Annotated in this window: 12 protein-coding genes; 7 read left to right on the forward strand and 5 right to left on the reverse strand. The window is 42.7% G+C overall.

Going from position 1 to position 15,834, the window contains the following annotated elements; genetic code table 11:
• Positions 1–93 precede the first annotated feature (93 nt).
• Positions 94–1,242, forward strand: a complete 1,149-nt coding sequence (locus FMM05_RS15915) for an ATP-binding protein (protein ID WP_143374391.1) — start codon at positions 94–96, stop codon at positions 1,240–1,242.
• Positions 1,243–1,455: 213 nt separating this feature from the next.
• On the opposite strand, the gene FMM05_RS15920 is transcribed toward FMM05_RS15915, so the two are convergent.
• Positions 1,456–2,970: a T9SS type A sorting domain-containing protein gene (locus FMM05_RS15920; RefSeq protein ID WP_143374392.1), complete on the reverse strand. Its 1,515-nt coding sequence runs from the start codon at positions 2,968–2,970 to the stop codon at positions 1,456–1,458.
• A 123-nt stretch (positions 2,971–3,093) separates the two neighbouring features.
• Here FMM05_RS15920 and FMM05_RS15925 point away from each other — a divergent pair, with 123 nt between their 5' ends.
• A complete protein-coding gene (locus FMM05_RS15925) occupies positions 3,094–3,822 on the forward strand; it encodes a metallophosphoesterase family protein (RefSeq protein WP_143374393.1) in 729 nt (242 codons plus the stop codon).
• Between the two features lie 107 nt (positions 3,823–3,929).
• Here the strand turns inward: FMM05_RS15925 and FMM05_RS15930 are convergent, their stop codons facing one another.
• Positions 3,930–4,436: a CvpA family protein gene (locus tag FMM05_RS15930; RefSeq protein WP_143374394.1), complete on the reverse strand. Its 507-nt coding sequence runs from the start codon at positions 4,434–4,436 to the stop codon at positions 3,930–3,932.
• Positions 4,437–4,533: 97 nt separating this feature from the next.
• On the opposite strand from FMM05_RS15930, the gene FMM05_RS15935 reads away from it, so the two are divergent.
• Positions 4,534–4,890: a hypothetical protein gene (locus FMM05_RS15935; RefSeq protein WP_143374395.1), complete on the forward strand. Its 357-nt coding sequence runs from the start codon at positions 4,534–4,536 to the stop codon at positions 4,888–4,890.
• A gap of 219 nt (positions 4,891–5,109) precedes the next feature.
• Complete coding sequence (gene pheS / locus FMM05_RS15940) at positions 5,110–6,129, forward strand: phenylalanine--tRNA ligase subunit alpha (protein ID WP_143374540.1); 1,020 nt, start codon at positions 5,110–5,112, stop codon at positions 6,127–6,129.
• 93 nt (positions 6,130–6,222) lie between these two features.
• Here the strand turns inward: pheS and FMM05_RS15945 are convergent, their stop codons facing one another.
• Positions 6,223–7,464 (reverse strand): AbiH family protein, encoded by a 1,242-nt coding sequence (locus FMM05_RS15945; RefSeq protein WP_143374396.1) that lies wholly within the window; start codon positions 7,462–7,464, stop codon positions 6,223–6,225.
• Between the two features lie 121 nt (positions 7,465–7,585).
• On the opposite strand from FMM05_RS15945, the gene FMM05_RS15950 reads away from it, so the two are divergent.
• Positions 7,586–8,368 (forward strand): alpha/beta fold hydrolase, encoded by a 783-nt coding sequence (locus FMM05_RS15950; RefSeq protein ID WP_143374397.1) that lies wholly within the window; start codon positions 7,586–7,588, stop codon positions 8,366–8,368.
• Positions 8,369–8,402: 34 nt separating this feature from the next.
• Here the strand turns inward: FMM05_RS15950 and FMM05_RS15955 are convergent, their stop codons facing one another.
• Positions 8,403–9,254, reverse strand: coding sequence for a ChaN family lipoprotein (locus tag FMM05_RS15955; protein ID WP_143374398.1), 852 nt, complete (start codon positions 9,252–9,254; stop codon positions 8,403–8,405).
• Between the two features lie 319 nt (positions 9,255–9,573).
• Between FMM05_RS15955 and FMM05_RS15960 the strand changes: the two genes are divergently transcribed.
• Positions 9,574–10,935 carry a hydroxymethylglutaryl-CoA synthase family protein gene (locus FMM05_RS15960; RefSeq protein ID WP_143374399.1) on the forward strand — a complete coding sequence of 454 codons (1,362 nt, stop codon included), beginning with the start codon at positions 9,574–9,576 and terminating at the stop codon, positions 10,933–10,935.
• Positions 10,936–11,232: 297 nt separating this feature from the next.
• Here FMM05_RS15960 and FMM05_RS15965 read toward each other — a convergent pair whose 3' ends face one another.
• Entirely contained in the window at positions 11,233–14,133 is a 2,901-nt protein-coding gene (locus FMM05_RS15965; RefSeq protein WP_143374400.1) for a triple tyrosine motif-containing protein, read from the reverse strand.
• Positions 14,134–14,416: 283 nt separating this feature from the next.
• On the opposite strand from FMM05_RS15965, the gene FMM05_RS15970 reads away from it, so the two are divergent.
• Positions 14,417–15,832: a glycoside hydrolase family 30 protein gene (locus tag FMM05_RS15970; protein ID WP_143374401.1), complete on the forward strand. Its 1,416-nt coding sequence runs from the start codon at positions 14,417–14,419 to the stop codon at positions 15,830–15,832.
• Positions 15,833–15,834 lie beyond the last annotated feature (2 nt).

Raw genomic sequence — 15,834 nt, forward strand, 5'->3', positions numbered from 1 at the left:
CTTAGTTATGCCGTAAAGCTTTGTGTTCTTAGTGAAAGCTTTGTGTCTTTGTGGTAAAAAATAGGCCATCTAAAAATCTAACAATCTAAAGAGATGATTAACAAGCGCCTCCTTATAAAAAACCTGCTTGCTCACAACGATGAGAGCAGTTTTTATGATAAAAAGCGCCAGTTAAACCTGCATACTAAAGAGGGTAAAGCCAAGTTTGTTAAGCATATTTGTGCGCTATCTAATTCTAATCCCGCCAACAACTCTTACATAGTGGTTGGGGTAGAAGACGGTGACAACGAGATTACGGGAACCGACTTTTATGATGACAGCCGCATCCAGAACCTCGTTAACGCATTCCTAATCCACCCGCCGCGCATTCAGTATGAAAATGTGCCTTTTCCGCACCTGGGTAAAGACAGGGTAGTGGGACTGGTAACCATAAGCCCTAACGGACGCACATCCTACTTTAAAAAGAACATTTACACCATACCTGCGGGCATGGCTTTTTTGCGCCGGGGCAGCAACTCTACCCCTGTAGAGGTAAGCCAGGTTAACCTTGGCAATACACAAAATATTCAGGCGGTTGCCGATATAGAGAACGGGTCGCGCAACAGCATTGAGCATACGCTGGAAGGGGTAATCGATTTTATAAACAACCGCCACCGCGACATGCCTGCTAAATACAAGGTGTTTAAAGAGCTGTTTGTGGTATGCTGGGCCGGTAATAAAAAGGTGGTTAAGGGAAAAACCTATTTTTCGCGGGTGGATATTGAGCTGATAAACGAGCAGGTAAAACTGTTTTATTCGGCGTTGGATGAAGTTAGCATCGAGTTTGACAACGACACCTTTTGGATAACCGAATATGTGGCGTTAGGATTAAATGATAAGACCAGTTACTATCCGCTGGAACAGGTAAGCATACGTTTTCAGGAAAACGGTAATTATAAAATTGAGTCGGATTTATTGTTCGACCCACCGCAGTACAACCGCAAGATGATGTACCATATTTATAATGCCAACCTATCGTTATTAGGCAAGCTGCAAAAGGGAGTGCCCTTATTAAACAGGGAACAAAAAGACCTGGAAAACCTGCCCAGTACCCTTATGATATGCTATCTCAACGGCTTTGACGATGCCAAGCAAAAACTGGCTGATGCCAAATCGTTGCTAAAAGCGTATAGCAACCCATCAGTATATATATCTTTTAAAGAAGCCATGCGTGTATTGCGTAAAATGAAATATGCGGAGTAGTTGTACCACAGAGCGTATTTCTTTGATTTGGAAAATGCCCATATTGTGAAGTCATTATAACATTCAATAACCACCCCGGCTTTTAGCCACCCCTCCAAAGGAAGGGAATGCCAAACATATCCCATAAAAAAGACACGAATTTCACTAATTTCCACAAATTAAATTCGGGTAGATTAGTGAAATTCGTGTCAGAAAAATTTGCGGTGTAAATCCTTATTCCTTAATAACTTTCTTTACTTCTACGCCATTGGCGGTAGTAACCCTTACAAAGTAAATACCTGTGGTAAGAGCATGCATATCAATACTATTAGTGTTGCCAACTGATAAGCACTGCCTGCCGTTAACATCAAACACGATTATGTTTTCTACGGCAACATTTTGCGTTTGTACGGTAAGTACATTTTTAACCGGGTTAGGGTACAATGTTACATTATTTAATACAGTATCCTTAAGTCCGGTCGTAGGGATTGGCTCGAGGCAAAAGCTAAGTACGTAAACCATATTTTCCTCGGTAAAATCTAACGTAATAGTTTCAGCTTCAGCGGTCTCATAACCTTCCGGTGCTATGGGCTGCAGTGTAAAGGTACCCTCGCCTTCCGGTAAATTGTCAAAAGAAACTGATGCATTTTCGCCGGTAAATAAAGATGGTATTGCAGTCCCGTTTAAAGTAGCTAAGACCTCTATACCTGTTATAATGGTATCAAGATCATTACAAACGCCGTCGCCGTTAGTATCTGCCATAACTATAGCGCTTACACTATACCCTGTGTAGGTGTCAAAGCTAAAACCTTCCGACCAGTCACTAAAAAACATCCCGAAGCAGTTTTGTTTCACGTAAATAACATATTCGGTGTTAGGTGCGGTAGTTATGTTAAAAGGATTTGTGGTAACCGTGCCTGTAGGTGTTGTGGCCGATGTAGGTTCAGGATCTGTTGGCGATGCTAAATAATAAACCCAACTGCCCGTTGCAACGTCTGCCCAGCTAACCGTGGTTGTAGTGCCGCTTGTAGTGGCTGTAACGTTATACGGAGCATAGCATCCATCGGCTACACATTGTGCAAGGCCATCAAATAATAAACTATTTGGCGAACCAGTACCTGCAGGTTTGGTAAATAAGGTTTGGCTCATAGCGTTTTGTATGGATACTCCAATTTCTGTGGGTGCCGTGCCACCGTTATTCCATAGTAACTGAAACGGAACGTTATCGCACAACGAAACTGTTACCGTTTGCGCGCCACCGGCGGCAAGTTGCAATAAAGCTACGTTAACTCCATTTTGCACCACGCTCATGGTACTGCCATTCCAGCCGTTGCTACCGCTATCGGTTAACATAAAACTGTAATTGCATTGTTCTTCAACAGGGCAGGTAGTGTTCCCAGTGCAACCTGTAGTAAAATACATAGGTCCTGTCCAAGTACTGCTAACGCCTTCACTGCAAATTGATCTTACATAGTATTTATATTCAGTGCATACCAATAAGTCGCTCACAACATAAGGATTTGTGGTTGTTACTATACCAATCCCGGTTGGTACTGCGGTTGCAGGTAAAAGTTCTACCTCCCAGGATGTTGCGCCCGAAGGATTTGTCCAGCTCAGCGTTGCCGATGTTGTTGTTATGTTAGTAACAGCAAGGTTGGCTGTAGGTTCGCAGGGATCCTGAAAAGCTACCGTAGTCTGGTAGCTCAAAATAGTTAAAAACAATAATAAAAAGGGTAATTTTTTTTTCATAGCAAGGTGGTTTTTAAATGTTAGTAGTTAATGTTTAATTAATTTAAAAAAATGTAAACCGTAACTTACTGCAAAATAGTAAATTTACACTTACATTTTTATTTTTGAGTTAATTTATTTAGAATGAGCAAAACCCTTGTTATTGGCGATATACATGGTGCATACAAAGCACTCCTGCAAATACTTGAACGCGCAAACATAACCCCAAACGACCGCCTGATATTTCTTGGCGATTTTGTAGACGGGTGGGGGCAAAGCCCCGAAGTTATAGACCATCTTATAAGACTTAAAAGCACCCACAATTGTGTTTTTATAAGGGGTAACCACGATGATTTGCTATTGGGCTGGTTAAAAACAGGCCAGTACAGCGAGGAGTGGTTTAACCACGGCGGGCGCAGCACAATGGACCGTTACAATGCTATGGACGACGATAAAAAGCAAATACACATACTGTTTTTAGAGAGCCTGGCCGATTATTACCTTGATGATGATAACCGCCTTTTTGTACACGCAGGCTTTACTAACCTTAACGGGGTAAGGCATGAGTATTTTAGCCGTATGTTTTACTGGGACCGCACCCTTTGGGAAACGGCACTGTCGCTTAACCCCGAATTATCTGTAGAAGACCCTTTGTACCCCAAGCGTTTTACACATTATAAAGAAGTGTTTATAGGCCATACACCTGTTACCCGAATTGGGCTAACCGTGCCTGTGCAAAAAGCAAACATCTGGAATGTAGATACCGGCGCTGCCTTTAAAGGCCCGCTTACCATTATGGATGCTGATACTAAGGAATACTGGCAAAGCGAACCCGCACATGAGTTGTACCCTGAAGAGATTGGGAGGAATTAAGGGTTATATTTTAGCAGTGACTGCATGTTTAACCTTATGTAAACATGTTAAAAAATCTGTGCATATCCGCGATTGCCTGCATCCGCGTCATCTGTGTTCCATAAAACCTAAACCTTATCCCTGTATTCTTTAAACCAGTCTTCAAATACCGGGAAGATAATTTTAGAAACGCTCATTATGGGGTAAAAGAAAGTTGATTTTTCTAAGGTTTCCTGTTTGGCAAAAGTATGATTGCTGTTAATTTTGGTGAAGAAATTAAGCAGCACGCTAAGTATAAGTATAGTACGTATTAGCCCGAACAAAGCGCCCAGTAGGCGGTTAAGTATACCAAGGCCGGTAAAGTCGGCCACCTTTGTAAATACTTTTGCCAATAGCGTAATGCCCACTACTACGGCAATAAAGGTTATTATAAAAGCTACAATAGCTGCGTGTTTTGGGTTATCGGGCAGGTGGCCATCAAAAAAAGTGCCTACATAGCCGGAGAATTTGGTTGCCAGGTAAATGCCCAGCACTAACGATACTAACGATGCCAGCTCTACAAAAAGCCCGGCGCGATAGCCATTTACAATGCCTATTACTAATATAGTGCCCAGTATTATGTCTGTAAGTTCCATTAGTGCAAAGTTAGCATTATGGGGTTATAATGCAAATAGTGGTGTTAAAACCACATTAAATTTAGAGTTACTATCTTTGCGCAATATAAAAATAAAAATGTCCAGAGACGAACAATTAAAAGAACGCTGGCAACAGCTTGTAACCATACTATCTGACCGTTTTGCCGACGGCGATACCTTAGACCTTGATGCTATTATTTATTTAATAGGAGTGCAGGAACTGGGGCAGTTTAATAAAAAATTTAAAAAAGACGAAAAGGTAAACCTTATGCACATTGCCATTTGCCGCCTTTTAGAGCCTTACGGCTACTATGAGTTTGAGCGCTTTGATGAAGATGGCTGGCCGCACTACACCGTAAAAGAGATACTGCCGCCCCTTAAGGCCGGTGAGCAAAGCATACTTATGAAGGGTGCTATTGTAGATTACTTTTTAGAAAAAGGGCTTATTAAATAAGTTGGTTTACGTAAAATTTAAAGCTCCGGATGGGTGGTTACAACCGCTTTTCCGGAGTTTTTGTTTAGGTAGCCGGCATACTTCGGTCGTGTTACTTAAACATCGTCTTTGGCTCATCATTTAAGACAGCTTATAAGTTAAAATGCAAAATTATACAAGGGCAATAGGTGGTATAGCAAATTTAAAATGCCTAAATTTGCACACTTTTATGGCAGAAAGATGATAGATAAGATAAAGGATTACATAGCCGAAGCGGAAGCTTTTAAGGCGCATACTAAAGAAGAGCTTGAGGCTTTCAGGATTAAATTTTTAGGTAAGAAAGGTGTTTTAAACGACTTTTTTGCCGAGTTTAAGAACGTTGCCGTAGAGCACAAAAAGGAGTTTGGACAGGTTATTAATAACCTTAAAAAAGCTGCAGAAGGTAAAGTTGCAGAAATTCAGGATGCGTTAGAGAGCAAAGAAGACACCAGTGGTGCCTACGGCGACCTTACGCGCCCCGGAGAACCCTTTACCGTGGGTTCGCGCCACCCAATATCTATTGTAAAGAACCAGATAATTGATATTTTTTCTACCATTGGCTTTAACGTAAGCGAGGGTCCGGAAATTGAAGACGACTGGCATAACTTTACCGCGCTTAACCTGCCGGAATACCACCCGGCACGCGATATGCAGGATACCTTTTTTATACAAACCAACCCCGATGTGCTGCTAAGAACACACACTTCATCGGTACAGGTGCGCTATATGGAAGAGAACAAGCCGCCTATACGTACCATTTCTCCGGGAAGGGTTTTTCGTAATGAGGCCATTTCGGCGCGTTCGCACTGTATTTTCCACCAGATTGAGGGCTTGTATATTGATAAGGATGTATCGTTTGCCGACCTGAAACAAACGCTTTTGTATTTTACAAAAGAGATGTTCGGCAAGAGTAAGATACGACTTCGCCCGTCGTACTTTCCGTTTACCGAGCCAAGTGCCGAGATAGACATTTACTGGGGCCTTAAAACAGAAACCGATTACCGTATTACTAAAGGTACCGGATGGCTGGAAATTGGCGGCTGCGGTATGGTAGACCCTAATGTACTTAAAAACTGCGGCATAGACCCGGTTAAGTATAACGGTTTTGCCTTTGGTATGGGTGTAGAGCGTATTGCTATGCTTTTATACGGTATAGGCGATATACGTATGTTTTACGAAAACGATGTGCGCTTCCTTGAGCAATTTAAGGCAAGCATATAAATATAAGATCCCGCCACTGGCGGGATTTTTTATGCATTCCCATGGGAGGTAGTTAATTAGTGGATTTTGTGTCGAGCGAAATTATCTCATTTATTATTTACTTTCAAACCTGACATTCTGCGATAAAGGCTCACAGAGTGATTTGTTTACGATTTTTTCACGCATCATTTCCTTTTTATTGAAATGCCGAGAGATGTTTTGTACTATGTCAGTATAGTTATCAGTCCTTCCGTCTGCTTTTGGTTTTGTAAATTGATGATAAAATACCTTGATTGATAAGCAATTGTTGTGCTCGAAAATCTTGTTTAACAATATTCTGTCTGATAATCCACATGAATGTCCCATTATGTAAACTTGAAATTCTTCGGTCTCAATAAAGCTCAGCATTTTCTTATAGTTGGAATTTTGCAAGTATAGGAATGATTTTATATTTCTCAAATACTCGTTATCGTCCTTCTTTTCAATTGTTTTATAATCATCATCCATTTCATCACCAAATCCAAAATTAATGGGATTGTCTTTATCATTCAACTTTCCATGAATTTGAATTACTTCATTTTCACCATAAATATTACTATCTGGATCATTCATTATCAGAGCATAGTTGTCTACCGTAGGTGTGTAATTAAAATTTAAAAACAAATTCCTAACTTTATAATTATCGCTGGTTTTTAGTCCGGTTCGCTCTATTTTTTTATATTCATCAATCCAATCATTTACAAAAGCATAATCCTTGTCTCCAAATTCTGCTAAATACTTTTTACGTTGTTTTCTATAATTCAAATTAAAAATATCAATTGTGTTTTGATATTCAGTATGTCTCTCAAAATCGTAGAGGTTAGCCACATTTTCATGTAAATATTTTTCAAGTAAACTTTTTACTTGTTCAAATTCCTCATGCAATTTTTTTACCTGATGATTGCTGTTGTTTTCCTTTAGACAATCCCTCAAAAGTTTGTAATATTCATTTTCAATATCAACCCAATTTTGAACTGACTTTCTGTTGTTAATTATTTGAAAAAAACTATTATAGTAGGTGAAAGAATGGTTTTCATCATTGTAATAATTGTTTTCTTGAATGGTTACTAGGAATTTTTCGAAAGCTGTATAAGAATTAATAGCTTTAAAGCTATTAACAATGCTTAAAGAGTAAATCCCAAATAAATTCAAATCAAACCGTAATAAATTATCTTCATAATATATACTATCGTTTGTGTTTTGTGAATGCAATTTTTTAAAAACCTTTTCCCAATACCAATCAATAAAGTGCCCATAACTCGTCGGCAGCCCATGCGCCAAATCAAAACCATTTCCAATAATAACCAGTCTGTTCATTTCTATCTCCTTGAAAGTCAAATATAGATTATTTAACGAAACATTACGTTGCTGTATTTGTAAGGATAGTATATTTTTGTAGCTCGCGTTACAAACTTTTCGACTTTAAGACTTTCGGCTCATTTTGAAACTACAGTACAAAAATATCGACATCAACTACACCGAAACCGGCAAAGGCACGGCCCTTGTACTGCTGCATGGTTTTTTAGAGAACAGTACCATGTGGGACTTTTTTGTGCAGGAGTATTCTAAAAAGTATCGTGTAATTACGGTAGATCTTTTAGGACATGGCGATACCGGCTGCCTGGGCTACGTACACAGTATGGAAGATATGGCCGATGCAGTTAATGCCGTACTGGGCGAACTCCGCATTCGCAAGGCTATACTAATGGGGCACTCTATGGGTGGGTATGTGGCTTTGGCTTTTGCCGAATTATACCCCGATATGGTTAAGGGCATTGTATTGCAAAACAGTAGCGCCCTTGCCGATAGCGATGAGCGTAAAGCCAACCGCGACCGTGCTATTAAAGCCGTAAAGCAAAACTATACTGCTTTTGTGCGCATGAGCATTGCCAACCTTTTTAGCGAGGACAACCGCGAAAAATTTGCTCCTGAGATTGAAGACCTGCGCGACCAGGCTGTAAAAACGCCGCTACAGGGCATTATAGCGGCGCTTGAAGGCATGAAAGTACGCAAAGACCGCGAAGTACTGCTGCATTTTTCTCCCTACCCTATACTGCTTGTATTGGGCGAAAAAGACCAAAGCCTTGTATATACCGAACACGCCCCACAGGTAGAAGGCACCGCTGTAAAGCTAATTACCTACCCGCACGGGCACATGAGCCATATAGAAAGCCGTGATGCCTTGCTAAAAGAAACACTGGAGTTTTTTAAGGGCTGCTAAAAACAGTTTTAAGTCGCAGTTTTCAGTAATCAGCCTAATATGTCTTGGTCATATCCTCATCAACCACAATGATAAAGTCGGCCTGCTTAAGGTGCTCAGCTTCCAGTTTATTGATATCTTTTTGAGATACGGCTGCAATGGTTAGTATTTTAACCGATGATTTTTCTTTCTTTAAATACCAGTTAATACCCTCAAAATTATCGCTGTGGTAGCTGCCGTTGTAGTGTACAAAAATAGTTCCCTCTTTTAGGTTTTGCGCTATGTTGTGCCCCATGGTAGCATCTTTTACCGCCTGTGCTTTAGGCAGGTTATCACCACCGTGACCGCCGCTCATTTCCAGCATTTTTACATAACCGCGCAGGGTAGCATCATAGGCAATAGGCAGGGGCGCAATCCAGGCTTTTTCTTCTGGGGTAAGGGAGTTTAAAGATTCCAACCCTTTCTTGTACACCTGGCTGGCATAGCGGCGCGGTATGTTGGTTGCAATAAAAGGGAAGCGCTTTTCTTTAGCCAAGTCAACCAATGGTTTATAGTCGGTTTTGTGGTTTTTCCAAAGGCGGGCCAAGCTGTCAAACACCTGTTGGTCTATTGCGCCTGCAAGGTATTGGTTAAGCTGTTGCTGGTTGTCGGCCTCTATCATTTCTGCGCCGAGCACAAGGGGCTTGGTGGAAGCAAGGTCTTTTGTGAATTCAAGCTGAAGCCAGTGCACCATAGCATTGTCATGCTCTTCGCCAAAAAGCACCACCTGCGCATCAGCGGCGGCCTTTAGCAACTTTTTATAGGTAGTTTGCTTGCCGTCTTTAGTGTATAATTGGTAACCCTGTTTGTCCTGCGCTGTAGCGGTAAACCCAATGACCAATACAATAAGTATAGCGTATAATTTCATGCTTTATTTATAAAGAGTATGAATAATGCTGCTAAAGTACATGTTTGGGCTGAAATACACTAAATAAAAACGATTTAGCTGAATTTAAGAAATTAGTGCTAATTCGTGTCTAAAAAGATCTGACACGAATTCCACAAATTTTCACCAATAAAAAAAGGATGTTTAAAAAAATATTCAGTGTAGGTTTGTATAAAATATCAATCTTTTAAAAATTAGTGCCATTTGTGTAATTCGAGGCAAAAAGCAGCACGTGGCGGGCAAACATTGGCAGGCTGTGGTATATTAATCCGTAAATTTGTGTTTCTTCAAAACTAAAACAATGACCACCGGAATAGACGCTATTGCCTTTGATATTGCTAAAATACACCTCCCTGTAAAAACCCTTGCCGGGGCGCGTAACATAGACCCTGATAAGCTCGAAAAAGGGCTTGGCCTTATAAAAATGACGTTGCCCGATGCACACCAGGATGCGGTGGTGTTTGGTGCCAATGCCCTTACCCGCCTTATTACTGATAATACTATTAACCCCGCCGAAATTGCCCGTATTTATGTGGGTACCGAGAGCGGGATTGACAGCTCTAAGCCCATAGGATCCTTTTTAGTAAGCCTCATGGAGCAGAAATTTGGGCATAACACGTTTGCCGGATGCGATACGGTAGATTTTACCTTTGCCTGCATAGGCGCAGTAGATGCCCTGCACAACTGCCTCGATTTTATAAGGCTTAACCCCGGTAAAAAAGCTATTGTGGTGGCTACCGACATTGCCAAATACGACCTTGAAAGTACCGGCGAATATACCCAGGGTGCAGGCGCCATAGCTATGTTGGTAACCGAGAGCCCCCGCATTATTGCTTTCGACAATAACTGGGCGGTAAGTACTAAAGGGGTGTTCGACTTTTTTAAACCGTACCGAGCGCTGACCAAACAGCAAATTACAAATATTGAGGCTAACGAGCCGTGGTTTGACAACTTGGAGCGCGTTATAGAAATTCATAAAGACCAGCCGGTGTTCGACGGCCAGTACAGCAACGTTTGCTATACCGACCGTACCCGCGAGGCCTACAACAGCTTTAAAAAACTTACCAATACAACAGGATCGTTATACAATACGTGGGAGGGCATTATGATGCACTTGCCGTATGCCTACCAGGGCCGCCGCATGTTCGCCGAGCTTTTTGCGCTCGACGCGGATACCCCGCTGTTAACGGGCAACGAAGACCCTGCTGATTACCAAAACCGTGTGAGGGAAATTAGCAAAAGTGATGATTATAAGGCGTTTGTTGCCCAAAAGCTGCAACCTGCCGAAGAGGCTTCATCGTTAATAGGCAACCTGTATACCGGGTCGGTTTTTATGGGGTTCCTTTCGGCTATAGCCCGATATGCGGAAACGGGGAGAGATGCTACCGGCAAAACCATAGGCTTTTTGGCGTATGGCAGCGGCTCTAAAAGCAAGGTATTTCAGGGTACGTTACAACAAGGCTGGAAGGCCGCAGCACAAAATGCCCGCCTGTTTGAAAACCTTGCGCAAAGCTACGCCATAGATTTTGAAGCCTACCAAAAACTGCACAAAAAAGAGCAGGACTTCAGCATCCTAGCCCCGGTAAACGAATGGGTTTTAGATACCATAGAAGATACGCTGCCTAACCTTATTGGCGCACGCTATTATAAATGGGTAGAGTAGTTGTATTCTTTTGTCTTGAAATAAAAGAATCAAAAATTCAAGCTCTAACTTCTTATGCTACAAAATATAAGTTTCGGCTAAATCATTTGAACTCGCTACGCTCAGACAGCAAATGATTCTTAACGCCTCAACTTTTATTTTGTTTACGCAACGAAGTTTAAGGCCTTAGCTACACTCATACGCTCGTTTGGTTACTGATATAAGTAAAAATAGTGTCGCACGGGCTTGCCGTAGTGTGGCGCTATCTTTATTAAGATGAGTGCTCAGATAAAAAAAGAAGCATGGGTATCAACAATATTAATGCGCCTCAACATCAGCATCCCTGGCAACAGCTTCTAAGAACGCGGCAAAATTATCTTCACCCGCTACATTGAGCTTTTTACGGATGCGGTAACGGGCATTCTCAATACCCCTAAGGGAAATACCCAGCAGCGGGGATATCTCTTTATTGCTCAGGTTCATTTTTACAAAGGCACACAGGCGCAGCTCGCGCTTGGTAAGCGTGGGATTTAACTCTTTCAGGCGCTCAAAAAAATTGTGGTGCACTTTTTCGAAATTCACGTCGAATACCTCCATGTATTCTTCGCCAATTTTGTGCTGATTCAATTTCTGGAAAATTTGCAGCAGCTTCTTGCGCGACTCTTCATTTTTAACATAGTCCTTAAGTTCTTTAAGGTCAGATGTCAGCTCGCTAAAAATATCTTTCTTCTGTACCAAGAGCAGTGTGTAGTTGGCCAGTTCCTTGCTCTTGTTTATAACATCTTCTTCCAGCGTAAGCTTATCTTTCCTGATTGCCTCCTTATCGCGTTGCAGTTTTAGCTGCTCTACTTCCAGCTCCAGGAGTTTTTTGCTTTGCTCGGCTTCACGGCGGGTTTTGTTGCGCTCGTGGCGGATGCGTTTTTTAACCAGTGCACGTATGCCCAGTACAATTAAGATACCTACTACGGCATACAGCAAATATGCCAGTATCGTTTGGTACCATTTAGGCACAATGGTAAAAGTGTACTGGGTTTCGGAGCCAGGCAGCCCCGCAGTGTTACGGCTCTTTACCTTAAAGGTGTAGGTGCCGGGGCGCAGGTGGGTATATTCTTTATACGCAATGTTTTGCCAAGCGCTCCAAACCTGATCTACATTATCTAATATATAGCTATATTGTATTTGCGTGCCGTGTGTCATTTTTGGGGCAGCAAAATCAAAGCGGAGGATGTCGGTCTGATTGGGCAATACCTGTGGCTCACCGTTGCGGCTAAAAAGGGGCAGGAGTTCCTGCTTTTGGTTTTTAGAATACGACACCTGGGTAATTACCGTAGCGATACCGGGGTTTGCATTGGGGTTATCAACAGTATACAAAAATAAGCCATTGGTGGTGCCAAAAAGCATCCTGCCGTTAGCCAGCGACACAAGGCATTCCATCCCCCTGTTAAAGCTGCCTTTAAGGTTAAGGAACAGGTCTTTGTGCAGTTCGGGGCTCTTTTCGGCAGTGTAAAAGTAACCGGCCTCGTCATCCTGTACAAACCAGGTGCGGTTGCCCGATTGCACCAGCTTGCGGGTATTTTTTGCAGGGTCTAATATGGCATTAAGCCGTGCGTGCGGTACAAATCGGTTTTGTTGCTGGTTAAAGGTATAAATACCGGTATTGGTAGTAAAAACAATATCGTTTTGCCAACGGAATACATTAACGTTAAACGAATTCTTTAACCCGTTCTTAGTGGTAAAATGGTCAACTGAATTTACACGCGAATACGACGGGTCGATACGAATGCGGAATACCCCCTGGTAGCCGTGGCACACCCAGTAGGTGCCTGGTTCGCTGGTAGGCATAATATCGCGCGCCGAAACATTAAAGCCTGCGATCTTGGGGTGCATTACCCATTCATTGCCTTTTTTTTCTAAAAGATACAATCCGTTATAGTGCGATGCCAGGTAGAAGCCGGGCTTTTCGGCAATGGGGGTAACCTTCCATAAATCGGCATTGGTGCCTATGCGGGCTGCTGTGCCGTTATCAATTTTAAAAAGGCCATTGTCATGGGATGCTATAACATCGCCGTCCAGCAATTGTACCGACCACGTTTGGCCCTGCAGGCCTGCTATTTTTTTAAAGTCTGACGGTGATGCCGGTGCTTCCTCATTAAAAGGGGCATAATACACACCCTCTGTTGTGGCGAGGTACAGGGTGCCGTTAGCAGAAAGCGCATCATAAACAGATGCTTTATTAAAAAGTGATGTATAAGGCGACTTAAAGTCGATGTACGCAAGGCCGTTATTTTGCAGCACCCAGATATTATTGTCTTTAGCGCGGTAAAGGCCGTGTATGGCACTCTCCTGCAACGAACGGAATATAGTAGGTTTGTGTATAACCTCTCCGTTTTGCATCACTAAAATGATCTTGGAACCTACGGTGCCAATAAACAGCGTGCCGTTGCTGTAGGTTACAGCGCCCGAAACCTCATCGCGCTCGCCCTGCGCAAATACATTGGTAAGCAACTCCATTTTCCCGGTAGCCACAACCCCTTTATAAACCGACCCCTGCACCGTAACCGCTATAAGCTGGCCGTGGGCATTGCCGGGAAGCAGCGACACAATATCTTCGTTATTATATTCGGATGGGTTAAAGGCTACGGTAAGCTGCCTTTTGGCAGTGTCGAGCTTAAGCAGCCCGTGGTTAGTTTCCTGCACAAGGTAATCGCCGCCTACAAGTGCGCTGTAAGTAAAAGAACTGCTTGTGGGTATATGTGTGGCGGTTTTGCCCTGGGTAATGATAACCTCATTAAAAGCACGGTACAGTAGCATATTGTCCAGGCTTTGTATGTCCCAGATGTTCTCTATGTTACGGCCCTCAAGCTGTAGGTCGGCCACTATGGAAGTGTAACTGTACCGTCCGCTTTTATCTTTGGTAATGGTGCCAGCCTCGTTGTAGCCACCGGCATATATCTTTCTGTTCTTACCGGCGGCAAGGCTGCGTACCGATGAGTTATTGGGCAATATCACCTTTTGCCAGTGCTCGCCATCAAAAATTACCACACCATCGTTATTGCCAAAAAACAGCGTACCCGATGCATCTTCGCAGGCAGTCCAAAACTGGGTATCTGCATTAAAGTCGGCGCGGGTGTACTGGCGTATCTTTACATTATTGCTCTGTGCCCATACTGTAAGGTTACAAAATAATACCGATAGGAATATAAAAATGGTTTTACTCATAGATTATAAGGCTTGTGCTGCGCCCGAAAACGATGTAAAATTAGCGGATTTTACCGTAATTTTTACGGTAAATTTATAAAAAAGTGTATAAAAATAGTTGTTATACTTTTTTGTACTTCAATATCTTATAAAAAAAAGGTAGTATTTTGAGTAGGGGTGTTGAGTATTGGCGTAAACAAAGTGTACCGCTATTTTTTAAATGCAAATTATATAACACTAATTTAGCATTGCTAAAAACCCGGTGTAGGGTTGCCGCACTACTGTTATAAAACTACAATAATACATGCACACACGCACTATTACAAAAAGCTTTGGCCTGGCTGTTGCCCTTACGGGGATAGCATTGCTTACAGGTTGCAGCTCAGCTTCTAAAAAATCCGCAGGCGCACAGCTGTGGGTTACCATGCCAGACAAAACGTTACTGCTACAAGAGCAGCCCTTTTCCAATAACCCATCCACAAACAATGTTAAGTTAAACATTAACACCGCCACAACCTACCAGACAATGGATGGTTTTGGCTTTACGCTAACCGGGGGCAGCGTGCTGCACATCAGCAAAATGTCTGCCCCGGCACGCGCTAAACTCTTACAGGAAATTTTCGGCACCGGAAAGAACGACATCGGCAGCAGCTACATACGCATAAGCGTAGGCGCGAGTGACCTTGATGAGAAAGTATTTTCTTATGATGACCTTTCCGAAGGTGAAACCGACCTGAACCTTACTAAATTCGATCTTGGTTACGATAAAAAATACCTTATCCCGGTACTAAAGCAAGTACTGGCCATTAACCCTGATATAAAGATACTGGGGTCGCCGTGGTCGCCACCCGTGTGGATGAAAACCAACGGAGACAGCCGTGGGGGCAGCCTTAAACCAGAATATTACGGTGTGTATGCCAATTACCTGGTTAAGTACATACAGGAAATGAAAAAGAATGGCATTACGATAGATGCACTTACCGTACAAAACGAACCGCTGCACCCGGGCAATACCCCAAGCCTTTTAATGGTAGCCGATGACCAAAAGGTTTTTGTACGTGACCATTTAGGGCCTGCGTTCGAGAAGAACAGCATCAAAACCAAAATTATTATTTACGATCATAATGCCGATAAGCCCGAGTATCCCATCTCTATTTTAGACGACCCTAAGGCAGCGAAGTATATTGATGGGTCGGCGTTTCACCTGTATGGCGGTACCGTAGATGCTATTAGTAAAGTACACGAGGCACACCCCACCAAGAACCTGTATTTTACAGAGCAGTGGGTTGGCGCACCGGGCAACTTTAAAAAAGAGCTGGACTGGCATATAGAAAACCTTATTATTGGCGCGCCCCGCAACTGGTGTAAAACCGTACTGGAGTGGAACCTTGCCGCCGATGAGAACCAGGACCCGCATACCGACAGGGGTGGCTGCGACCGTTGCCTTGGCGCTGTGACTATTACCGGCGACAATGTTATAAGAGAACCTGCTTATTATATTATTGCGCACGCCTCTAAATTTGTAAGGCCGGGATCTGTACGTGTAGAATCTAATCTGCCGGAAGGCCTGCCTAATGTGGCATATACAACACCGGGCGGCAACGTGGTGGCTATTATTCAAAACACCTCTACAGAAGAAAAAACCATAGATGTTGCTGAGGGCAGCAAAACAAAAACAATTACATTAAAAGCGGGTGCCGTGGCAACCCTTGTACTATAAAA

Source organism: Flavobacterium zepuense (assembly GCF_007097145.1).
GTDB classification, from domain to species: Bacteria; Bacteroidota; Bacteroidia; order Flavobacteriales; family Flavobacteriaceae; genus Flavobacterium; species Flavobacterium zepuense.

Bases quoted from the DNA above. Each gene is read 5' to 3' on its own strand.
- FMM05_RS15915 (WP_143374391.1), top strand. From the start codon at position 94: ATGATTAACAAGCGCCTCCTTATAAAAAACCTGCTTGCTCACAACGAT.
- FMM05_RS15920 (WP_143374392.1), bottom strand. From the start codon at position 2,970: ATGAAAAAAAAATTACCCTTTTTATTATTGTTTTTAACTATTTTGAGC.
- FMM05_RS15925 (WP_143374393.1), top strand. From the start codon at position 3,094: ATGAGCAAAACCCTTGTTATTGGCGATATACATGGTGCATACAAAGCA.
- FMM05_RS15930 (WP_143374394.1), bottom strand. From the start codon at position 4,436: ATGGAACTTACAGACATAATACTGGGCACTATATTAGTAATAGGCATT.
- FMM05_RS15935 (WP_143374395.1), top strand. From the start codon at position 4,534: ATGTCCAGAGACGAACAATTAAAAGAACGCTGGCAACAGCTTGTAACC.
- pheS (WP_143374540.1), top strand. From the start codon at position 5,110: ATGATAGATAAGATAAAGGATTACATAGCCGAAGCGGAAGCTTTTAAG.
- FMM05_RS15945 (WP_143374396.1), bottom strand. From the start codon at position 7,464: ATGAACAGACTGGTTATTATTGGAAATGGTTTTGATTTGGCGCATGGG.
- FMM05_RS15955 (WP_143374398.1), bottom strand. From the start codon at position 9,254: ATGAAATTATACGCTATACTTATTGTATTGGTCATTGGGTTTACCGCT.
- FMM05_RS15960 (WP_143374399.1), top strand. From the start codon at position 9,574: ATGACCACCGGAATAGACGCTATTGCCTTTGATATTGCTAAAATACAC.
- FMM05_RS15965 (WP_143374400.1), bottom strand. From the start codon at position 14,133: ATGAGTAAAACCATTTTTATATTCCTATCGGTATTATTTTGTAACCTT.
- FMM05_RS15970 (WP_143374401.1), top strand. From the start codon at position 14,417: ATGCACACACGCACTATTACAAAAAGCTTTGGCCTGGCTGTTGCCCTT.